This window comes from Streptomyces fructofermentans (assembly GCF_014651055.1).
In the GTDB taxonomy this organism is placed as follows: domain Bacteria; phylum Actinomycetota; class Actinomycetes; order Streptomycetales; family Streptomycetaceae; genus Streptomyces; species Streptomyces fructofermentans.
The window spans coordinates 112,149-132,520 of record NZ_BMWD01000008.1; the positions used below are offsets into that span (position 1 = coordinate 112,149).

A 20,372-nucleotide genomic window follows, 5' to 3' on the forward strand; every position below is an offset into this window, starting at 1 on the left:
GGGAGCCCTGGACCAGGGGAGTGCCGGGACCTGCGGGCGTGCGGAGGCCGGGGGAGTGCCGGGCCGGGCCCCGGCCCTCCCGCGGTCGGACTCCGGCCCTTCACGGCACGGCGGCCGTCTCCCGTCCGCCACTCGGCCGGGCTCCCGAACAGGCCCTGTTCCGGGTCCTGTTCCGGGCCCGGTTCAGGACCCGGTCCAAGGCCCGGTCCACGACCCGGACCGGGAGCCCGGTTCAGGTCCGGTGCGTGCCGCGTCGAACGTGCACGGGCACCCGTACGCAGGCAGGACGCACCGGTGGCACACTGACCCGGTCACCGAAGGAGCCCAGCCCGTGCCCATGATCCGCAACCTGAGCCGAGCAGTCCGCCGTGCCTACCGGCGCACGGTGGACCTCAGCCACCCCGCCCGTTCCCCGCTGGGGAGCGCGGTGGAGAACTGCCTCGTCTACCGCGAGGGCGGACGGCAGCCCGGCGACTGGGCGCCGGACGAGGCGATCCGTCGGACCCGGGGGTCCGGGGACGGCTTCGTGTGGATCGGGCTGCACGAGCCCACCGAGGACGAGTTCGCGGGACTGGCCAAGCTGTTCGGCCTTCATCCGCTCGCCGTCGAGGACGCCGTCCACGCGCACCAGAGGCCCAAGGTGGAGCGGTACGACGACACGCTGTTCGCCGTCTTCAAGACCGTGCGGTACGTCGAGCACGAGCAGCTCACCGCGACCAGCGAGGTGGTGGACACCGGCGAGGTGATGGTGTTCGTCGGACTCGACTTCGTGATCACCATCCGGCACGGCAGCCACGGATCACTCGGGCCGCTCCGCGAAGCCCTGGAGCAGCTCCCCGAGCAGTTGGCGAAGGGGCCCTCCGCGGTCCTGCACGCCGTCGCGGACCATGTGGTCGACGACTACCTGGACGTCACGGACGCCGTGCAGAACGACATAGAGGCGGTCGAGTCGGCCGTCTTCGCCCAGCACACGGCACGCGGCGACGCGGGCCAGATCTACCAGCTCAAGCGGGAACTCCTGGAGCTGAAGCGTGCCGTGGTCCCGTTGCACCGGCCGCTGCAGATCCTCGCGCAGGAGCCGCCCGCCGCCGTGTCCGCGGAGATCCAGCCGTACTTCAGGGACGTCGCCGACCATCTGGCCCGGGCCACCGAGCAGATCAACGCCTTCGACGGACTGCTCGACTCGATCCTCCAGGCCCATCTGGCCCAGGTCACGGTCGCCCAGAACGAGGACATGCGAAAGATCACGGCCTGGGCCGCGATTGTCGCGGTGCCGACCATGGTCTGCGGTGTGTACGGCATGAACTTCGACCACATGCCCGAACTCCGCTGGACGTACGGCTACCCCGCGGCGCTCGGGGTCATCGCCGCCCTCTGTTTCGCCATCCACCGCGGCTTCCGGCGCAACGGCTGGCTCTGAGGCGTCACCTGGCGGCCGCCCCGTGACGCCGGCCGCACGCCGCACCCCGCCCGACCCGGGTTCCTCCGGCGTTTCCGCCCCTCCGGCGGCCACGGGGTGCGTACGGCACGGGAGTCGGCCACCCGGACACGGGGGATCGGCGCGGCCGGGTCCGTCGTGCGCCCGCACCTCGCGCGTGACACACGGTGGCGGTTGTCCGGGCCGAGGGGCGTCCGGACCGGCCGGTGGTGGCGGGGCGGCGGGTCAGGCGGCCGGGTCCGCGGGCAGCGTCGCGAGTCCGGCGCGCAGGAAGGACATCGCGGCGTCGATGTCGGCCTCCCGGGGGTGGTGGCAGACCTCGCCGACCACCGCCGCGGCGGCGGCCGCGGCCATCCGGATACCGAAGGCCTCGGGGCTGCTCCCGCGCTCCTCGGCCAGGATGCGCGCGCCGTCCTGGATGACCTCTGTCAGCCGGGCGCCGGCGACGGCCCGGAGTTGGGGATTGAGTTCGAGCATGCGGTCCTCGAGGTCGTCGAGGTCGCTGCGGCGGGCGATCTCCACCCGTAGCCAGTGCTCCAGCGAGTCCAGGATCGAGGGACCCGTGGCGCGGTCGCGCAGCGCGGCCCCGAGGCGTTCGGCGAACGCGTCGAAGCGGGAGAGCGCCAGGTCCAGCTTGGACGGGAAGTAGAGAGTGACCGTCCGCGGCGAGACCTCCGCCGACGCGGCGATGTCGGCGATCGTCGTCGCCTCGAACCCGCGCTCGGCGAACAGCTCGTACGCCGCGCGAGTGATCGCCTCCCGGCGCCGGGCCTTGCTGCGTTCCCGCAGACCGTCGCTCATCATGCCCCGACTTTACCAGCCATGGCTAATTTACATCCGACTGTAAAAATGCTTTAGGGTGCAGAGAATTCGCGGTGCCCGGCAGTGGGCCCGCGGCGCGAGGGGAAGGAACGGGCATGGCGTCACGCCTGTACACCTGGGGGCGGTGGGCGGCACGCCGCCGGGGCCGGGTCGTCGCCGTCTGGCTGCTGCTGTTCGCCGTGGTCGGCGGCCTTGGCATCACCCTGCACGGCAGGCAGAGCACCGAGTTCTCCGTGCCGGGCATCGAGTCGCAGAGGGCGCAGGACCTGCTGGAGTCGAAGTTCCCGGCCGCCGCGGGCGGGGTGGCCCGAGTCGTGCTCGCGGCTCCGAAGGGAGGCACCCTGGCCGACCCGGAGACGGAGGCCGCCGTCGCGGCGGGGCTGGAGAAGGCCGCCTCGGTGCCGGGGGTCGTGCACGTCTCCGACCCCGCCGCCACGGGCACCGTCTCCCGGGACGGCCGGATCGGCTACGCCGACGTCCACTTCCGGCAGGCCGCCGACGAGGTGCCGCAGTCGGCGAAGGACGCCCTCTCCGAAGCCATGGACGGCGCCCGTGACACGGGCCTGCAGGTCGAGTTCGGCGGGTCGGCCATGCAGCCGGTCACCGAGGTCGGCGGCCCCGCGGAGATCGTGGGCGTGGTGATCGCCTTCGCCGTGCTGGCACTCGCCCTGGGTTCCCTGGTGGCCGCCGGGCTGCCGCTGCTCACCGCGGTCCTGGGAGTGGCGATCGGTGTGCTGGGCGTCCAGTTCGTCTCCCGCTTCGTGGAGATGACCAGCACCGCCACCGTGCTCGCGCTGATGATCGGCCTGGCGGTGGGCATCGACTACGCGCTCTTCATCCTGTCCCGCCACCGGGAGCAGCTCGCCGATCCGGAGGCCGAGGTCGAGGACTCGATCGCCCGGGCCGTCGCGACCGCGGGAAGCGCGGTCGTCTTCGCCGGAGCGACAGTGATCATCGCGCTGGCCGCGCTCGCGGTCACCGGCATCCCGTTCCTGACCATCATGGGCCTGGCCGCGGCGGCGACCGTCCTGCTGGCCGTCCTCGTCGCCGTCACGCTCGTCCCCGCCGTCCTCGGGCTGCTCGGCGAACGGCTCCGCCCGCGCGCCCCCCGGGCGGAGCGCCCCGGGCGCCCGGCGGGCGCGGGCGGCCTCGCCTGGGCCGGGATCGTCACCCGCAGGCCCCTGATCGTCCTCCTGGTGGGCGTGGTGGGACTGCTCGCCCTCGCACTGCCGGCCCGCGACCTGCGCCTCGGCCTGCCCGGCAACGCGTCCCAGCCGGCCGCCAGCACGCAGCACAAGGGGTACGACCTGCTGAGTGAGGGATTCGGACCGGGCTTCAACGCGACCCTCGTCGCGGTGGTCGACACCGGCGGGATGCCCGCCGCGGACCGAGCGTCGAAGGTGGCGGGACTCCGTACCGCGCTGGCCGCGGACCCCGGGGTCGCGGTGGCGGCCGAGCCCGTGACGAACGAGGACGCCACCCTCGCCGTCATCACGGTCGTGCCCGCGACCGGCCCCGACGCGCAGGCCACCACCGACCTGGTCCACCGGTTGCGCGAGAACGCGCCGGACATCCGCGGGGCGGGCGGCACCCTCTACATCGCCGGCGCCACCGCCGCGGCGATCGACATCGCGGGCAAACTCTCCGACGCCCTGCCCCTGTTCGTCGCGATCATCGTGATCCTCGCCCTGATCCTGCTGACCGTGGCCTTCCGGTCGCTGCTGGTCCCGGTCAAGGCGGCGCTCGGCTTCCTGCTGTCGGTCGCGGCGTCCCTCGGCGCCACCGTGTGGGTCTTCCAGGACGGCCACCTGAACGGCGTGCTCGACATCCCCTCGGCCGGACCGGTCACCAGCTTCCTGCCGGTGCTGCTGATCGGCGTGCTGTTCGGACTGGCCATGGACTACGAGGTCTTCCTCGTCAGCCGCATGCGCGAGCACTACGAGCACACGGGCGACGCGGCCGGGGCCGTCACCCAGGGCCTGGCCCGCAGCGGCCGCGTGGTCGGCGCCGCCGCGCTGATCATGGTCGCGGTCTTCGGCGGCTTTGTCTTCAACCACGACCCGATCATCAAGTCCATCGGCTTCGCGCTCGCCTTCGGTGTCCTCGTCGACGCCTTCGTCGTGCGGATGACGCTGGTGCCCGCGGCCATGGCGCTGCTCGGACACCGGGCCTGGGGCCTGCCCCGCGCGCTCGACCGGATCACGCCCGACGTGGACATCGAGGGCGCGAAACTCCCGCCGCGAACCGCTCCCGCGCGGGACGGCGGACACTCCCGGGGCGACGCGGCCCCGGAGGCGGAGGCGGAGGCGGGGGCGGAGGCGGCTCCGGAGTCCGAGGAGGACCTGAGCGGCAAGGACGACCTGAGCGACAAGGAGGGCCTGAGCGGCAAGGAGGGCCTGAGCGGCAAGCAGGGCCACGAGGGCATGGAGGACCGCGAGGTCTCCCTGCGCTGAGGACTGCCGGGGGCCGGCCGCACCACGCGGCCGGCCGGCCCCCGGCGTACGCGTCCCTGGTCGGCGCGCCCCGTCCCGGCGGACGGCCCTGCGCGGACGCCGTGCCGGGACGAGGGTCGGAGGGCCGACCGGGGCCGGTGCGGGGGTCGGAGGGCCGACCGGGGCGCGACCGGCGGTCGCCGACGGGCCCGCCCGTCCGCGCTAGCCGGGCAACCCGTCCTCGGGCGAGGCGAATCCGGCCGCGGGCAGGGTGAACTCGTAGACCAGGGCGTCCTGTTGCGCGTCCACGACGAGATCGGTGATCTCCAGTGGGCGCGCGTACTGGTCGTGCACGCGCCGGGTGACCCGGACCGAGGCCGCGTCGACGGGCCGCGTGATCGAGTCCCGGTGGTGCAGCGTCAGACCGGCCCGGCGCATCCAGTCGTACGCGCGCCGCAGTTGGGCCGACGACGAACCGCCCGCGCGGTCCCGGTAGCGGGCGAGCTCCTCGACCTCGGAGAGCGCCACGGCCGAGAACGAGGTCACGGCCGAGCGCCGGCCGCCCCCGTCCGTCGTCGCGGACTCGTACCGGTGGACCAGGGTGGGCCGGCGCGGTGCGAGGCCCAGTGCCGACGCGTGGTCCGGCGGGGGAGCCTCCCAGGTCACCGTCGCCCGGTCGACCGCACTGGGCCGTGCCGTCCGCGCGCCGAGCGGGAAGGTCAGTGACGGGAGCCGCCCGACCGGCAGTCCGGGCAGCGTCGCGTGCGTGCCGCGCCGGTCGGTGGAGACCAGGCCGTCCCGGCGCAGGATGTCCAGCGCCTGCCGGACCGTCTCCCGGCTGGCACCGAAGTGCGCCGCCAACTGGCGCTCACCCGGCAGCCGTTCGCCGGGCGGAATGCTTCCGTCACGCAGTTCGCCGATCAACTCCGTGGCGATGCGCGAGTAGAGAGGCTGAGGGTCGTCGTGCGTCGTGCTGCGGGCCATGTCCGCGCTCCCCTTGTGACAAGACGTAGCCGTGCGGGCTGCGAGCCCGTGCCTCCGGCACCCTGGTCAGGAGGCGGAGGCACGGGCTCTGGTGCGACGACCATCTCTAGCATTGGTCTAAACCATGCCGGAAGGGAGTTCAGCGGGGCCGTGCGCATGTCGGCCGAATACAGCCCGTGGGGAGCGCTCTCAGAGGGCGCTGTAGACGGCGTCGACGAGGGCCGTCTTGCGGGGGTCGTCGGCGATGTGGGGGCCCATGCGGTTCATGACGTACCCCAGCGAGATGCCCGCCTCGGGATCGGCCAGGCCGCACGAGCCGCCGAAACCGTCGTGCCCGAACGCCCGCGGATTGGGGCCGTAGGAGTGGTTGGGGCCGCTGAGCCAGAGGCCGAGGCCGATCTCCGTCTCGTGCGGGAAACCCGCCCCGAGCACCAGGTCACGGCACGCGCCCTGGCCCTCGCGGACCCGTTCGGCGGCCTCGGGGGACAGTACGCGGTGCGTTCCGTACGTTCCCCGTCCGGCGAAGATCCCGTACAGGGCGGCGACCGCGCGCGCCGTGCCGTGCCCGTTGGCGGCCGGGATCTCGGCGGCCCGCCACTCCGCGGTGCCGGCCTCGGCCGCCCCGGCCGCCGGGTTGGCCAGCGCGGCCAGCGCGACCGGCGCCAACTGGCCGAAGATCGCCGCCTGTTCGCTGGACGCGGGGGCCGGCGGGCGGACCAGTTCGGCCGCGCGTCCGGACTCCTTCTCCGGCAGCCCGATGGTGAAGTCGATGCCGAGCGGGCCGGTCACCTCGCGTTCCAGGAACGCGCCGGGCAGCAGCCCCGAGACGCGCCGGACCACTTCGCCCACCAGGAAGCCGTACGTGATCGCGTGGTACCCCGACCGGGTCCCGGGCTCCCACCAGGGCTCCGTGGCCGCGAGCCGGCTCGTCGTCAGGTCCCAGTCGTAGAGCTGCTCCAGCGAGTGCGGCTCCCGCAGTCCGGCCAGCCCGGCCCGGTGCGACAGGAGGTCCCGCACCCGCACGGACGCCTTGCCGGCCGCCGCGAACTCCGGCCAGTGGTCGGCCACCGGCGCGTCCAGGTCGAGCAGTCCGCGGTCCGCCAGGATGTGGGCGCACAGCGCCGTCGGGCCCTTGGTGGTCGACCACACGTTGACGAGCGTGTCCCGCTGCCAGGCGCGCGTCCTGGCGGCGTCCGCCCAGCCGCCCCACAGGTCCACCACGGTCCGGCCGTGCAGGGTCACGGTCACGGCCGCGCCCAGCTCGTCGCGGTCGCGGAAGTTCGCCTCGAAAGCGGCGCGCACCGCTTCGAAGCGGGTCTCGCAGTGGCCTTGAACCTGGGGCATGGGTCCTCCGTCGTCCGCCGGGAGTGCCGGGCGGGGCGAGCCCGGCCCGGCCGAACATACCGACTGGTCGGACTGCGGGGAACCCGTGGTGCCTCACCCGTACGTCGTGAATCGGGGGGTGCCGCAGGTCGGCTGCTGTGCGGCGGGGTTGCGGAGGGCGCGCGTCCGGAGGCGGGGCGGAGCGGGGCTCGGCCGGCGGCGAGTCCCGGGGCCGGGCCCGGTGGCGGACGGTTCAGCTCAGGAACAGCGGCCCTGCCGGTTCCCGGTGCTCCGCCGCGCTGTGCCAGTAGTCCCGGGTCTCCACCGCGAGACCGTCGGCGTCGAACCGCGCGAAGACGCAGCCGGCCAGGGTCGAGGGACCCTCGCCGTCTTCGGCCAGGACCCGGAACTCGGCCACGGCGAGCCCGTTCGCGCCCACCAGCGGCGGCCCGAACCGCACGTCGGCCACCCGTTCCCCGGCGAACGACCAGCGCAGGTACGCGGCCAGTTCGTCCCGCCCGCGGTGCGGCGCGCGGAACGGCATCGACCGGTGGACGCAGTCCTGCGCGTACAGGCCGAGCAGCGCCTCGACGTCGTGCTCCGCCCAGGCCCGCTCCCACACCCGCACGAAGCGTTCCGCCGCCTCCGGGATCCCCACCACGGCTCCTTTCACGTACGTACGGCCGACCGGTCGGACCGGATCCGACCGGGTCAGGTCGGTCGGACCGGATCCGACCGGGTCAGGTCGGTCGGACCGGACCCGGACCGGCCGAGGCGGGTCGGAGGTCAGAAGTGGCCCGGCAGCCACGCCAGTTGGGCGGCCTCCTGGAAGGGCCCGCCGCCCTCGTGGTCGTTGAACTCGTACACCTCGATCGCCTTGTCCTCGTGCCCCCACGCGTTGAACGCGGCGAACACCGTCGACGGCGGGCACGTCTGGTCCTCCAAGGCCGTCGAGAAGAGCGCCGGCGCCCGGCCGCGCTCCGCGAAGTGCACCGCGTCGAAGTAGGAGAGCGTGCGCATCACCTGTTCGCGGCGGCCCCGGTGCGTCTTGAGGTAGTTGCCGATCTCGCGGTACGGATCGCGGTCCGTGAGCGTCGTCGCGCGCGGGTAGTCGCACAGGAACGGCACGTCGGCCGCGACCGCCACCAGGTCCGGCACCAGCCCGCCCACCGCGATCGACATGCCGCCGCCCTGGCTGGCACCCGCGACCGCGGTGCGCGAGGCGTCGACGAGCGGGTGCGAGCGCGCGGCCTCCACGGCCCGTACCCCGTCCGTGAACACCCGTCGGTAGTAGTAGTTCTCGGGGGCGTCGACACCGCGGGTCATGAATCCGGGGTAGGCGGGCGCGCTGCCCACCGGGTCGGCGGTGTCACCGCCGCCGCCCCACGCCCCGCCCTGCCCCCGGGTGTCCATCACGAAGTGCGCGTAGCCGGCCGAGGCCCAGAGCAGATGGGTGTGCGCGAGACCGCGCCCGCCGCCGTACCCGATGAACTCGACGACCACGGGCAGTGGTTCCTCCGCTCCGGCGGGCAGCGTCAGCCAGCCCTTCACCGGATGCCCGCCGAACCCGGCGAAGGTCACGTCGAGGACCCGCACGTTCCTCAAGTGCGTCTCGACCGGCTCGAATCGGGCGTCCAGCCCGTGCTCGCGAGCCTCCTTGAGCGTGGCGCCCCAGAACGCGTCGAAGTCCGCGGGCTCGACGGACGCGCTGCGGTAGTCCCGGAGTTGGTCGAGCGGGAGGTCGAACAGGGCCACGGCGAACCGCCTTCGCTGACGGGGAGGTGCGGATGATCACACCGTACGGGGGGCGGCCACGGCTCGCCAGGCCCTGTCCGAGCGGCGGCCGTGGACGTCCCGCTCCGCGCGACAGCCGTCCGCGGGGCAGCCGGTCAGGTCCGGTGCCGTCTCCAGTCGGGCCCGGTGCGCGCCCACTCCCGCTCCCATTCGGCCAGGCGCCGGCGCGTGGCGACCATGCGCACGACGGCATGCGTGGCCAGCACTCCGACCGCGAAGACACCCGTTGCGCAGATGGCCGCCGTCAGCGTGTGCTGCCACACCGCGGACTCGTCCACCGGGGCGGGCACGACACGCCCCCGGTCGTTCAGCCAGATGTCCGTGTGCTCGCCGACCTGCGTACCGGCGGGCACCCGGGCCGTGTCGGTGCGGGCCTTGCCGCCGGGTTCGGTCCAGCGGACCGTCACGCGGTAGGTCGGCTGCCGTTCGCCCTCGGCGGTGGGCGGCGCCACGGGGGCGTGCTGGGTCACCTCGGCCCGCACCCTGTGCCGCTCGGCATGCTGGGCCACCGCCGTGGCGCGGGCGCCGTCGTGCGCCCACCAGCCCGCCGCGAGGCCGGCCATCGGGGCGCCCACCCACAACAGGACGGCGGCCACCAGGACCGTCCACGCCTCCATCACGTCCGATCGGCGGCGCAGCGCGTTGTGCCGCCACCGCCAGCCGCGCACCAGAGCCCGCATCGTCACGGCCTCCTCCCGCTGTCGACCGCTCCTGTCCAGCGTCACCGCTTCCGGCCTTTCCTGCCTCCCGAGCCGCCCCGCGGCCCGTTCCCCGGCCCGTCGTCACCGTCGTGGGGCGGGCCCTCCGTACGTCCGGCACCTGTGCACGCACCCCGTGCGCCCGCGTGCCGTCCTGGTGCCCGGGGAGGCCGTACGGACTCACGGGGGGCCCTGATCCCGCCAGGCGCCGACCGCGTTTCCGTCGAGCCGGCACCCCGCCGCCGCGACGGCGGGACGGACGGGTTCCCGCCGAATCCGCCGGGTCGCGGACTGATCCGCGCCGAGTGCGGGAACCCGCGTCCCAGCCCACCGGAACGGGAGTCGTCACCATGGCCGAGGCCCGCAGGGAAGCGCTCTCCGTCCACCCGCCGACCGGCGGCCCTCCGGCCCGCGCGCCGGGGCGGTCGGCCGGGGCGGCCGGTCGGCCCCGCCCGCCGCGGGGTGCCCGTCCCGGCACGGGGACCCGGAGCGGGGCGGGACCCCGGCCGGCCGGGGACGCCGGTCCGCAGGGGCGTGCGGGGTGAGCGCGGGCGGCGCGGCCCTCACGGCCGGTGTCGACGGCTCCCTCGCCAGTGCCGACGCGGCGGCCTGGGCGGCCCGCGAGGCCGAGCGCCGCGGTCTCGCGCTGCGGTTGCTGAGTGCCGGTCCCCGCTCGGCCGCCGCACCGTCCGCGCAAGCCGCCGCCGCGGACGGCCTCCTGGACCGGACCACCGTGCAACTGGCCAAGACGCACCCGGGGTTGGACATCGACGTGATCCGGGCCGACGCCCCCGCCGTCCCGGCGCTGCTCGCCGCGGCCGCGGAGTCGCAGACCCTGGTGCTGGGCTCACGGGGACTCAGCGGGTTCACCGGCTTCCTCGTCGGCTCGGTCGCGTTCGCCGTCGCCGCGGGCGCCGGGCGGCCGGTGGTGCTGGTGCGCCCCGGCGACCTGCCCGAGGACGCGTGGACAGCTGTGCACGAGCACATCTCCCCGGCCCGGGCCCCGTACCATCCGGTGGTCCTCGGTCTGGACGTCGACCGTCCCGCCGACGAACTCATCGCCTACGCCTTCGAGGCGACCGCCGCCCGCGCCGCCCCCCTGCACGTCGTGCACGCCTGGTCCCCGGCCTCCCTGCGCGGCTACGTCACCGGCCTCCGGCCGCCCGCCGACGACCCGGGCATCCGGCACGCCAGGGAACGCGCCCTCGCGGCGGCGCTGCGACCCTGGCGGCTCGCGTACCCGGGGACCGAGGTGGCGGAGCGGGTCGTGCACGGGCACCCCGCGCACCATCTGCTCAAGGCGTCCGCCCGGGCCGGCCTGCTGGTCGTCGGCCGCCGCGTTCCCGCGGGCCCCGGCCTGGGCCGCGTCGCGCACTCCCTGGTCCACCACTCGATGTGCGCGGTCGCGGTGGTGCCCCACCACTGAGGTGCGCCGCGTCGGGAGCGCCGACCGTGGAGTGTCCCGTGTCCGCCACGCCGGGTGACCGTGACACGAGCCGGGGCGCCCTGCCACGGTGGTGCCCCATGGCGCACCACCCCGTCGGGGTCCGCCCCGGGTCGCCCGGGCCGCCGAACCGCCGGTCCGGCTGTTACCGCCCGGACCCGTCGGACACGTGCCGTGACGCGCGGGGCGTGGAAGCGGTTGCCGTGACGGGGACGAGGTGATGTCGTGACGCGGGCCGCGGCAGCGACTGCCGTGACGCGGGCCGCGGGAAGCGGTCGCCGTCGCGTCGTGACGCGGGCGGTGGGGCGGCCCCGGCCGTGCCGTCAGCCGAACCGTTCGATGCGGATGCGGTCCACGGGCTGGCCCGCGTCCACGAGAAGGCGCGAGGCGTGCTCGGCGAACCCGTTCGAGCCGCACACATAGGCCTCCCAGCCACCGTCCGGCGCGTCGGACAGCAGCCGTGCCACATGCGCGGCCGACACGCGCCCCACAGGCACGCCCTCCGGTGCGGTGCGGGTGAACACGGGCGTGGTCTCGGCGCCGTACTCCGACGCGTAGATCAGTTCCCCGGGTCCCCGCGCGGACACGAGCAGCCGCAGCGGAACCGACAGCCGACGCGCACGGTGGTGGCGGACCATCGACATCAGCGGCACGACGCCGGAGCCCGCGCCGAGGAGCAGGGCGGGCCGGTCGCCGGGCCAGGCGAAGAAGCCGCTGACCGGTCCGCGCACCTCCACCTCGTCGCCGGGCCGGGCGACCGAGTGGAACCAGCCGGACACCTCCCCGCCCTCGACGTGGTCGAGGGTGAGTTCGATGTGCCCGTCGTCGTCGGGCGCCGACGCGATCGAGTAGTGCCGTTGCGCGGTGTAGCCGTCCTCGGCCCGCAGCCGCAGCATCAGGTGCTGGCCCGGCAGATGGCCCGGCCAGTCCGGCACGGCGAACCGGAAGGTCGCGGCGTCCGCGGTCTCCCTGCGGACATCGGTGAGCACGGCGCGCTGCCAGGCGGCGGCCGTGCCGTCGCCCACGGCGATCCGGCCGGGCACGGCGAAGCGGGTCGGCGGCGTGAAGGACGCCGAGAGGGTACGGGCCGTCGGGGCCGTGAAGGTGTCAGTCACCGGAGTAGCGCTGCTCTTCCCAGGGGTTGCCGCGGTGGTGGTAGCCGTTCTGCTCCCAGAAGCCCGGCTCGTCGTGGTCGAGGATCCGCAGGCCCGCGATCCACTTGGCGCTCTTCCAGAAGTACAGGTGCGGCACCAGCAGCCGCGCCGGACCGCCGTGCTCGGCGGGCAGCGGTTCGTCCCCGTACTCCCAGGCGATCCAGGCGCGGCCGGCTGTCAGGTCCGCGAGCGGGAGGTTCGTGGTGTAGCCGGTGTGCGAGTAGGCGACGACGTGCGTGGCCCCGGGCGCCGGGCGGACGGCGTCGAGGAACGCGTCGAGCGAGACACCCCCGAAGCGCACGCCGAACTTCGACCAGCTCGTCACGCAGTGGATGTCGCCCTCGTACGCGGACGACGGCAGCGCGTGCGCCTCGTCCCACGTCCAGGTGCGCGGCTCGGCGACCAGCCCGTCGACGGTGAAGGTCCAGTCCGCGGGTGCCAGGTCCGGGGTGACCTCGGCGGACAGCACGGGCCAGTCGTCGCCCGCGTCGTACTGGCCGGGCGGCAGCCCGTCGTTGCGGACGCGCGGGCGTCCGGTGAAGCCTCGGGTGACGTTCATCGGGGTGGAGCCTCCAGGCCGCCCGGGGGCCGCCCTTGATCGTTGCGTACGCCCTCCACGGTACCGGGACCGGCGAGCGCTCCGGGCGCCGGATCATTGCGGGCCCGTGAACACCCGGCCGCCCCGGGAATAGCGCTCCCGCGATCTCCCTTGGCGCCAGTGTCCACCCGCGCGAAGGAGAGTGACGGAGCAATGCCCGAGGCGTACGTCTTCACCCGGTACGGAGGCCCCGAGACCGAGGCACTCGTCGACATCGCCAGACCCGTGCCGGGCCCCGGCGAACTCCTGGTCGCCGTGCGCGCGGCGGGTGTGAACCCGGTCGACTGGAAACAGCGCACCGGCCACCGGCGCCCGGGAGAGGGGCCGCGCGAGCTGCCCGCGGTGTTCGGCAACGAGGTCTCCGGAGTCGTCGAGGAGGTCGGTGAGGGCGTCACGGGCTTCGCACCCGGGGACGCGGTCTTCGGCAATCCGGTGGCAGGCGGCTACGCCCGGTACGCCCTGCTGCCCGTGGCGGTGACCGCGCACAAGCCCGCCGGGATCTCCTTCGCGGACGCGGCGGCCCTGCCGGTCGCCGCCGCGACCGCCTACGACGGCGTGCGCCAGCTCGGCCTGCCGGCTGGGGCGACGGTCCTGGTCACGGGCGCGGGCGGTGGCGTCGGCGTGGCGGCGGTCCAGATCGCCCGCGGCCAGGGGCTGCGTGTCGTCGGCGTCGCGAGTGCGGGCAAGAAGGACCTCGTCGAGGCGCTGGGGGCCGAGCACGTACTGTCGGGGCCGGACTTCGCGGCGGGTGTGCGGGCCCTGGCTCCGGACGGGGTCGACGCGGTCTACGACCTCGTGGGCGGTGACGTCCTGGAGGCCGCGGCGCCGCTCGTGGCGGACCGGACGAAGCTGATCAGCGCGGGCGGCAAGGACCTCGTCGTCGGGCTGGGCGGCTCGCCCGTCGTACGCGCCAGGACCGCAGCCGTGCTGGACGAGGTGGCCCGCCTCGTCGTCGACGGCGGGCTGGACCCGCTGGTCACCGCGACCTTCCCGCTCGAACGGGCCGCCGAGGCGCTGCGTACCGTCGAGGACGGCCATGCGCGGGGCAAGGTCGTGATCGAGGTCTCCGCATGAGTACCCCGACCCCGCGCCACCCGCTGGACCGGCCCGCGTTCGCCGCGCTGACCGGGCCGCACGCCCGTTTCGCCGAGCGCCGAGGCCGGGTGCTGCGCTACCCGGTGGACGTCTCGCCCTGGCTGGCCCTGCCCGACGACCCGGGGCCCGCCGACTGGGCCGACGTCGCCGCCCTGGCGGGCCCCGGCCAGGAGATCGCCCTGCCCGGCTTCCGCGGCGCGGTCCCCGACGGCTGGGAGGTGACCTTCAGCGTGGACGGCGTGCAACTCGTGCACTACGGCGACGACGGCGACGGGCCGGCCGCCGCGCCGGACCCGGAGGCCGTGCGGCTCGGCCCCGCCGACGTGCCGGAGATGCTCGACCTGGTCGAACGCACCCGGCCGGGCCCCTTCCTGCCCCGCACGATCGAACTCGGCACGTACCTGGGCATCCGGCGGGGCGGCGCCCTCGTCGCCATGGCGGGGGAGCGGCTGCGTCCGCCGGGCTTCACCGAGATCAGCGCCGTCTGCACCGACCCCGGCTTCCGCGGCGAGGGGCTGGCCACCCGGCTGATCCTGGCGGTGGCGTTCGGCATCCGGGAGCGGGGCGAGACCCCGTTCCTGCACACCGGCGCCGGCAACACGGGTGCCATCAGGCTCTACGAGTCGTTGGGCTTCCGCCTCCGGCTCAGGACGCGGTTCCTGTCGGCCAGGGTGCCCGAGCGGCTGGGCGACGGGCGCCCGGTGGGGGTGGGGTAGCGGCGACGGGGTCCGGGGTGCCGGCAAAGGGGCGGCGCGGGGGCCGCCGGCCGGCACGGGGCGGCCGGGGCGGGGGCCTCGGGGGGTCCTCTCCGCGGCGCACTCACCCTTCGGGCAGTCCGTGCGGACGGGCCGGCGTCCGCGCGAACGGGCTGGTCGGATCGGCAGTCCGCGCGGCCGGCCGGACGGGCTGGTCGTGCCGGACGGGCTGGTCGTGACGGACGGACGGGTCCTGACGGTCGTGTCGATCGGTGGCCGCGGGGCGGTGGAGGCAGGCTTCCGCATGCCGACTCCCGCACGCCGGCATCAGGGCGCCCACTGCCGACCGAGGGACGTCTCCGCCGCGTCGGAGCGGCCGGTCGGGTCGGGGGCAGGGGCCTGCTTCGGGTCGGCCGCGTTCACGGGGCGCCTCCCGGTCGGGGTCCATATGGTTGCATGCTGCAACTATGCGGGAGGGTGTGCGATCGGGCCCTCCGGGGGTGCCGTGCCGCCCGGCCCGGGGGCGCCGTGCGGGTCGGTACGGAAGGCGCCGCCCACCGCCGCCCCGCCGTGTAATGTTGCCGTCCGGCTGCGGACCGCCCCAGCCGTCGGACGGACCGAGGAGGTGAGCCCCATCACCGCTGTGTCAGCTCGGGTGCTCTCCCCTCAGGACCTCACCGGCGTCAGGTGACCCAGAGAGCGCCCTTCGGCTTCCCGAAAGGCTCTCGGCTCCCATGCCACCCTCCTTCGACCAGGTCGTCACCACCCTCCGCTCCGCCGGCTGCGTCTTCGCCGAGGACGAGGCGGCACTGATCCTCTCCACGGCCCGCACCCCTGCCGAACTCACCGCCATGGTGGACCGCCGGGCGGACGGCCTCCCCCTCGAACACGTCCTGGGATGGGCGGAGTTCAGCGGTCTGCGGATCGCTGTGGACCCGGGCGTGTTCGTGCCCCGCCGCCGCACCGAGTTCCTCGTCCGGCAGGCCCTCGCGCTCTCCCGCCCGACGCCCGTCGTCGTGGACCTGTGCTGCGGCTCGGGCGCGGTCGGCGTCGCCCTCGCCGCCGCACTGCCCGGGGCCGAACTGCACGCCGCCGACATCGATCCGGCCGCGGTGCGCTGTGCGGTCCGGAACGTCGGCGGGGTCGGCACGGTCCACGAGGGCGACCTCTTCGGACCGCTGCCGCCCGTGCTGCGCGGCCGCGTCGGCCTCCTGGCGGCCAACGTGCCGTACGTGCCGACCGACGAGGTCGGGCTGCTGCCCCCGGAGGCGCGCGTGCACGAGCCCCTGGTCGCTCTCGACGGGGGAGGGGACGGTCTCGACATCCTGCGCCGGGTCGGCGCGGAGGCCCCCGACTGGCTGGCACCCGGCGGCAGCCTCCTCGTCGAGACGAGCGAACGTCAGGCGGACCGGGCCGTCGAGGCCTTCACGAACGCCGGCCTGACCGCCCGGCTCGCGGTGTCGGAGGACCTGCACGCGCATGTCGTCATCGGCACGAGGAGGTAGGTCCGGGTCCCGCTTGAGGTCCGCGTTCCGGGCAGGTCCCAAGCTCCGGTCCCGGTCGGCGTCCGGGCCCATCCAGGCCCCGGTCCCGGCCCCGGTCCCGGCCCTGGTCCCGGCCCTGGTCCCGGTCCCGGCCCTGGTCCCGGCCCTGGTCCCGGCCCTGGTCCCGGTCCCGGTCCCGGCCCTGGTCCCGGTTCCGGCCCGGTCCGGGTTCCGGCCCGGTCCAGGCCGAGGCCCGGTCCCGGGACGTGTCCGCGTCCGGGTCCGGGTCGCGGGGCAGCTCCCTGGCTCCGACCCCCCGGTCCGGGTCCGAGGCCCCGTCCGGGCCCCGGTTCGGGGCCGGTCCCGGTGTCCGGCGGGTGCCGAGCCGGGCGCTCGGGTCCCCGTTCCTCGTCCGGGCCCCGTGCCGCACGGAGTCGCCCGAGCGGCACGTCCTCGTCTGCCTCCCGCACCCGCGTCCGTTCCGCCCGCCGCCCGCCGCCCGCCGCCCGCCGCCCGCCGGGCCCTCGCCCCGTCGACCGGCACCCGCCGGGGTCCGGGTGGAGAAGGGCGCCGAGCGCCGGGCCGTGCCCCGGTACGGAGCGCGACAGGCGCGCGCGGAGGGTCGCGGAGGGTCAGGGAGGCGCCGACGGGCTCCGGTCTCCTCGGGTCGGTCGGCAGGACCCCCGGGCCTGGCGGACGCATCGCGGGCCCGGGGGCCGAGCCGAAACGAGCGGAGAGCGAGGCCGCCCGCCGGCGCGGGAACGGCATGCCACCGGCGGCGTACGCGCCGTCGACGCCACGTACGCCGCCGCCCGCCGCACAGGGGGCCGGACCGGCCCGGGGCCCGTCGGGGTGACCGCTCGCGCTCACCCCGAAGCGCGGCGCGGCGAGGGACTCGTCACATCACCCCTTCTCCTTTTGCAACTAGTTGCATAAAGCTCGTCCGGTCGTCTACAACAAGAGGGACGACACCGCGTACGGAGGGGCCGATGAGCCGTTACCCGCACTTGCTGAACCCGCTCGACCTGGGCTTCACCACGCTGCCGAACCGCGTGCTCATGGGCTCCATGCACGTCGGCCTGGAAGAGGCCGAGCGAGGCTTCGAGCGCATGGCGGAGTTCTACGCCACCCGCGCGCGCGGCGGCGTCGGCCTCATCGTCACGGGCGGCATCGCCCCGAACGACGCGGGGCGACCGTACGAGGGCGGCGCCAAGCTCACCACCGAGGCCGAGGCCGAGCAGCACACGGAGATCACGGCCGCCGTGCACCGCGAGGGCGGACGGATCGCGATGCAGATCCTCCACTTCGGCCGGTACGCGTACCACCGCGACCTGGTCGCGCCCAGCGCGCTCCAGGCCCCGATCAGCCCCTTCGCGCCGCACGCCCTCACCGACGACGAGGTCGAGCAGACCATCGAGGACTACGCGAGGGCCGCGCGCCTGGCCCGCGCCGCCGGCTACGACGGCGTGGAGATCATGGGGTCCGAGGGCTACCTGATCAACGAGTTCATCGCGGCCCCGACCAACCACCGCGACGACCGCTGGGGCGGCTCGTACGAGAACCGGATGCGGTTCCCCGTCGAGATCGTGCGCCGCGTGCGCGAGGCGGTGGGCGACGACTTCATCATCATCTACCGGCTGTCGATGCTGGACCTGGTCCCGGGAGGGTCGTCCTTCGACGAGGTGATCACGCTCGCCAAGGCCGTCGAGGCCGCCGGCGCGACCATCATCAACACCGGCATCGGCTGGCACGAGGCGCGCATCCCCACCATCGCGACCTCGGTGCCGCGCGGCGCGTACGCCTGGGTGACCAAGAAGGTCATGGGCGCCGTCTCGATCCCGCTGGTCACGACGAACCGCATCAACACACCGGAGCTGGCGGAGCAGTTGCTCGCCGACGGTTACGCGGACATGGTGTCGCTGGCGCGCCCGATGCTCGCCGACCCCGACTTCGTCAACAAGGCGCGGGACGGCCGTCCCGAGGCCATCAACACCTGCATCGGCTGCAACCAGGCCTGCCTCGACCACACCTTCAGCGGCCAGATCACCTCCTGCCTCGTCAACCCGCGGGCCTGCCACGAGACGGAGCTGGTCCTGTCGCCGACCCGGCGGCGCAGGAGCGTCGCCGTCGTCGGCGCGGGTCCGGCGGGACTCGCGTGCGCGGTCGGCGCGGCCGAACGGGGCCACGACGTCACGCTGTTCGACGCCGCCCAGGACATCGGCGGCCAACTCGACGTGGCCCGCAGGGTCCCCGGCAAGCAGGAGTTCGACGAGACGATCCGCTACTTCCGCACCCAGCTCGAACAGCACGGCGTGGAAGTCCGGTTGAACACGCGGGTCGACGCCTCGGACCTGGCCGCGTTCGACGAAGTGGTCGTCGCCACCGGGGTCGGCCCCCGCACCCCCGACATCCCGGGTGTCGACCACCCCAGCGTCGTCGGCTACCTCGACGTGCTGCGCGACGGAGCCCCCGTGGGCGACCGCGTCGCCATCCTCGGCGCGGGCGGCATCGGCTTCGACGTCGCCGAGTTCCTGACGGACAGCGGCGACAAGGCGAGCGAGGACCCGGCCACGTACTTCCGGAACTGGGGCGTGGACATGGACTACCGCGGCCCCGGCGGCCTCGCGGCGCCCGAGCGCCCGGTACCGCCGCGCACCGTGCACCTCCTCCAGCGCAAGACCTCCAAGGTCGGCGCGGGCCTCGGGAAGACCACCGGCTGGATCCACCGGACCGAACTCAAGCACCGCGGCGTCACGATGGTCCCCGGCGTCCGGTACGACCGCATCGACGACGCCGGACTGCACATCACCGTCGACGGCGCGAGCACGGTCCTCCCGGTCGACACGATCGTGCTCTGCACGGGACAGGACCCGCGCCGGGACCTGTACGACGCGCTGGTCGCCGAGGGCCGCAGCGCCCATCTCATCGGCGGTGCCGACGTGGCGGCCGAACTCGACGCCAAGCGGGCCATCAAGCAGGGCACCGAACTGGCCGCCGCGCTCTGAGCGCACGGCCGCCGCTCCGGGGCGCGGCACGCACGACCGTGGTGCCCTTGGGGCGCGGCGCGTGCGTCCGGGCCCGCCGCCGGCCTTCGCCGACGCTCCTAGGATGACTCCATGTCACTCCCGCACGCGATCCTGACCGCACTGGTGGAGAAGCCGTCGTCGGGCCTCGAACTGACCCGCCGCTTCGACAGGTCGATCGGCTACTTCTGGTCGGCCACGCATCAGCAGATCTATCGCGAGCTGGGGAAACTGGAGGCCGAGGGGTACATCAGGGCCCTGGTGGCGGATCAGCCGACGCGCGGGCAGAAGAAGCGCTACGAGGTGCTGTCCGAGGGGCGGGCCGAGCTGGCCCGCTGGACGGCCGCGCCGCAGGACCCGAAGCCCATGCGCGACACGATGCTGCTGCGGCTGCGGGCCGCCGCGGTGGTGGGCACCGAGGGCATCGAGGCGGATCTCCGACGCCACCTCGACCTGCACACACGGCAGTTGGCGGAGTACGAGGCGATCCAGGAGCGGGACTTCCCACCGGGCAAGGACGCTCCCCAGGACCGGTTGCAGCACCTCGTGCTGCGGGCGGGCATCGACCTGGAGACCTTCTGGACGCGCTGGCTGACCCACGCCCTGGAGGAACTGGGGCGGCTTCCCGCCGGGGGCGGAGCCAACTGACCCGCGGCACAGGCGCGGAGCCGGTACCGGAAGCCGGGTGCCGGTCGTGGTGGCCGGCACCCGGACCGGACCCGGGTGCCGGACCGCCGACGCGGTCGAGGGCGGTGCGGCTCACCGCCGGTGCCGGGGCGGCTCAGAGCCGGTGCGGCTTGGAGCGCCGGCGCAGTACCCAGACGGCGGCACCGAGGCCCGAGACGACGAGCACTCCGCCCACCGCGTAGGTGACGGTCGTGTAGTCCCTCGTACCGCCGCCCACGCCGCCCATCACCCCGCGCGACGGCGACGACGACGGTGTCGGTGTCGGTGTCGGAGTGGGCGTCCGCGACGCCGTCGCGGAGATCGTGGGCGAGGAGACGGGGGAGACGGTGACCGCCTGGGTGCCCGCCGTCGTGCCGTCGGCGCACACCACCACGACGGTGTAGGTCCCCGTGGTGACGTTCGACCAGGCCGCGGACTGGCTGGTGCTGGTGCCGGACAGGGTCGCCTGGCGGCCCTGGGAGAAGTTCGCCTGACCGCTGGAGAGCAGCGAGGCACTGCCCATCGACCCGCTGGACCGGGTGACGCACGACGTGGTGGTCACCTGAACCGTCGACCCGCTGGTGGTCACGTCGATCGCCGTCGGGGCCGCGAGTGCCTCCCCGGTGGTCAGGGCCAGCGGCAGCGCGGCGGCCGCCACGGTCAGGCCGGAGCGGACGAGCATCCGAGTAGTACGCATATGACTGCCCTCCGGCGGCACGGTT

General features: G+C 74.7%; 17 protein-coding genes. 8 read left to right on the forward strand and 9 right to left on the reverse strand.

Annotated elements, in window-relative coordinates; translation table 11 throughout:
• Window positions 1-337: 337 nt before the first annotated feature.
• The gene (locus IE265_RS13775; RefSeq protein WP_190035803.1) at window positions 338-1,420 is read left to right on the forward strand and encodes a magnesium and cobalt transport protein CorA; all 1,083 of its coding nucleotides are present in this window, start codon (window positions 338-340) and stop codon (window positions 1,418-1,420) included.
• Window positions 1,421-1,663: 243 nt separating this feature from the next.
• Here IE265_RS13775 and IE265_RS13780 read toward each other — a convergent pair whose 3' ends face one another.
• Complete coding sequence (locus IE265_RS13780; RefSeq protein WP_190035804.1) at window positions 1,664-2,242, reverse strand: TetR/AcrR family transcriptional regulator; 579 nt, start codon at window positions 2,240-2,242, stop codon at window positions 1,664-1,666.
• Between the two features lie 113 nt (window positions 2,243-2,355).
• Here IE265_RS13780 and IE265_RS13785 point away from each other — a divergent pair, with 113 nt between their 5' ends.
• The gene (locus tag IE265_RS13785; protein ID WP_190035805.1) at window positions 2,356-4,713 is read left to right on the forward strand and encodes an MMPL family transporter; all 2,358 of its coding nucleotides are present in this window, start codon (window positions 2,356-2,358) and stop codon (window positions 4,711-4,713) included.
• Between the two features lie 201 nt (window positions 4,714-4,914).
• Here IE265_RS13785 and IE265_RS13790 read toward each other — a convergent pair whose 3' ends face one another.
• From IE265_RS13790 to IE265_RS13810, 5 genes are all read right to left on the reverse strand, one after another.
• Window positions 4,915-5,676, reverse strand: a complete 762-nt coding sequence (locus IE265_RS13790) for a GntR family transcriptional regulator (RefSeq protein WP_190035806.1) — start codon at window positions 5,674-5,676, stop codon at window positions 4,915-4,917.
• Window positions 5,677-5,865: 189 nt separating this feature from the next.
• Entirely contained in the window at window positions 5,866-7,020 is a 1,155-nt protein-coding gene (locus IE265_RS13795) for a serine hydrolase domain-containing protein (protein WP_190035807.1), read from the reverse strand.
• 232 nt (window positions 7,021-7,252) lie between these two features.
• Window positions 7,253-7,657, reverse strand: a complete 405-nt coding sequence (locus IE265_RS13800) for a nuclear transport factor 2 family protein (RefSeq protein WP_190035808.1) — start codon at window positions 7,655-7,657, stop codon at window positions 7,253-7,255.
• Between the two features lie 128 nt (window positions 7,658-7,785).
• Entirely contained in the window at window positions 7,786-8,754 is a 969-nt protein-coding gene (locus IE265_RS13805; protein ID WP_190035809.1) for an acetylxylan esterase, read from the reverse strand.
• Window positions 8,755-8,888: 134 nt separating this feature from the next.
• On the reverse strand, window positions 8,889-9,473 hold the full coding sequence (locus IE265_RS13810) for an Rv1733c family protein (RefSeq protein ID WP_190035969.1): 585 nt from the start codon (window positions 9,471-9,473) through the stop codon (window positions 8,889-8,891).
• 559 nt (window positions 9,474-10,032) lie between these two features.
• Here IE265_RS13810 and IE265_RS13815 point away from each other — a divergent pair.
• Window positions 10,033-10,917 (forward strand): universal stress protein, encoded by an 885-nt coding sequence (locus IE265_RS13815; RefSeq protein WP_190035810.1) that lies wholly within the window; start codon window positions 10,033-10,035, stop codon window positions 10,915-10,917.
• Between the two features lie 341 nt (window positions 10,918-11,258).
• On the opposite strand, the gene IE265_RS13820 is transcribed toward IE265_RS13815, so the two are convergent.
• Together IE265_RS13820 and IE265_RS13825 are read right to left on the reverse strand one after the other, a co-directional pair.
• Window positions 11,259-12,050: a ferredoxin reductase gene (locus tag IE265_RS13820; protein WP_229916173.1), complete on the reverse strand. Its 792-nt coding sequence runs from the start codon at window positions 12,048-12,050 to the stop codon at window positions 11,259-11,261.
• Window positions 12,043-12,648, reverse strand: a complete 606-nt coding sequence (locus tag IE265_RS13825) for a sulfite oxidase-like oxidoreductase (RefSeq protein ID WP_190035811.1) — start codon at window positions 12,646-12,648, stop codon at window positions 12,043-12,045. Before IE265_RS13825 ends, IE265_RS13820 begins: the two co-directional genes overlap by 8 nt.
• A gap of 192 nt (window positions 12,649-12,840) precedes the next feature.
• On the opposite strand from IE265_RS13825, the gene IE265_RS13830 reads away from it, so the two are divergent.
• The 5 genes from IE265_RS13830 to IE265_RS13850 all read left to right on the forward strand — a co-directional run bounded on the left by IE265_RS13830 (window position 12,841) and on the right by IE265_RS13850 (window position 19,632).
• Window positions 12,841-13,761, forward strand: a complete 921-nt coding sequence (locus IE265_RS13830; protein ID WP_190035812.1) for a quinone oxidoreductase family protein — start codon at window positions 12,841-12,843, stop codon at window positions 13,759-13,761.
• Window positions 13,758-14,498 (forward strand): GNAT family N-acetyltransferase, encoded by a 741-nt coding sequence (locus IE265_RS13835; RefSeq protein WP_190035813.1) that lies wholly within the window; start codon window positions 13,758-13,760, stop codon window positions 14,496-14,498. Before IE265_RS13830 ends, IE265_RS13835 begins: the two co-directional genes overlap by 4 nt.
• Window positions 14,499-15,211: 713 nt before the next feature.
• Window positions 15,212-15,982, forward strand: a complete 771-nt coding sequence (locus IE265_RS13840; RefSeq protein ID WP_190035814.1) for a putative protein N(5)-glutamine methyltransferase — start codon at window positions 15,212-15,214, stop codon at window positions 15,980-15,982.
• 968 nt (window positions 15,983-16,950) lie between these two features.
• Window positions 16,951-18,966: an NADPH-dependent 2,4-dienoyl-CoA reductase gene (locus IE265_RS13845; protein WP_190035815.1), complete on the forward strand. Its 2,016-nt coding sequence runs from the start codon at window positions 16,951-16,953 to the stop codon at window positions 18,964-18,966.
• A 111-nt stretch (window positions 18,967-19,077) separates the two neighbouring features.
• Entirely contained in the window at window positions 19,078-19,632 is a 555-nt protein-coding gene (locus IE265_RS13850) for a PadR family transcriptional regulator (RefSeq protein ID WP_190035816.1), read from the forward strand.
• Between the two features lie 133 nt (window positions 19,633-19,765).
• On the opposite strand, the gene IE265_RS13855 is transcribed toward IE265_RS13850, so the two are convergent.
• Entirely contained in the window at window positions 19,766-20,347 is a 582-nt protein-coding gene (locus IE265_RS13855) for a hypothetical protein (protein ID WP_190035817.1), read from the reverse strand.
• Window positions 20,348-20,372 lie beyond the last annotated feature (25 nt).

Excerpts from the sequence above, each read along its gene's own strand:
- IE265_RS13775 (WP_190035803.1), top strand. The coding sequence starts at position 338 with ATGATCCGCAACCTGAGCCGAGCAGTCCGCCGTGCCTACCGGCGCACG.
- IE265_RS13780 (WP_190035804.1), bottom strand. The coding sequence starts at position 2,242 with ATGATGAGCGACGGTCTGCGGGAACGCAGCAAGGCCCGGCGCCGGGAG.
- IE265_RS13785 (WP_190035805.1), top strand. The coding sequence starts at position 2,356 with ATGGCGTCACGCCTGTACACCTGGGGGCGGTGGGCGGCACGCCGCCGG.
- IE265_RS13790 (WP_190035806.1), bottom strand. The coding sequence starts at position 5,676 with ATGGCCCGCAGCACGACGCACGACGACCCTCAGCCTCTCTACTCGCGC.
- IE265_RS13795 (WP_190035807.1), bottom strand. The coding sequence starts at position 7,020 with ATGCCCCAGGTTCAAGGCCACTGCGAGACCCGCTTCGAAGCGGTGCGC.
- IE265_RS13810 (WP_190035969.1), bottom strand. The coding sequence starts at position 9,473 with ATGCGGGCTCTGGTGCGCGGCTGGCGGTGGCGGCACAACGCGCTGCGC.
- IE265_RS13825 (WP_190035811.1), bottom strand. The coding sequence starts at position 12,648 with ATGAACGTCACCCGAGGCTTCACCGGACGCCCGCGCGTCCGCAACGAC.
- IE265_RS13830 (WP_190035812.1), top strand. The coding sequence starts at position 12,841 with ATGCCCGAGGCGTACGTCTTCACCCGGTACGGAGGCCCCGAGACCGAG.
- IE265_RS13835 (WP_190035813.1), top strand. The coding sequence starts at position 13,758 with ATGAGTACCCCGACCCCGCGCCACCCGCTGGACCGGCCCGCGTTCGCC.
- IE265_RS13840 (WP_190035814.1), top strand. The coding sequence starts at position 15,212 with ATGCCACCCTCCTTCGACCAGGTCGTCACCACCCTCCGCTCCGCCGGC.
- IE265_RS13845 (WP_190035815.1), top strand. The coding sequence starts at position 16,951 with ATGAGCCGTTACCCGCACTTGCTGAACCCGCTCGACCTGGGCTTCACC.
- IE265_RS13850 (WP_190035816.1), top strand. The coding sequence starts at position 19,078 with ATGTCACTCCCGCACGCGATCCTGACCGCACTGGTGGAGAAGCCGTCG.
- IE265_RS13855 (WP_190035817.1), bottom strand. The coding sequence starts at position 20,347 with ATGCGTACTACTCGGATGCTCGTCCGCTCCGGCCTGACCGTGGCGGCC.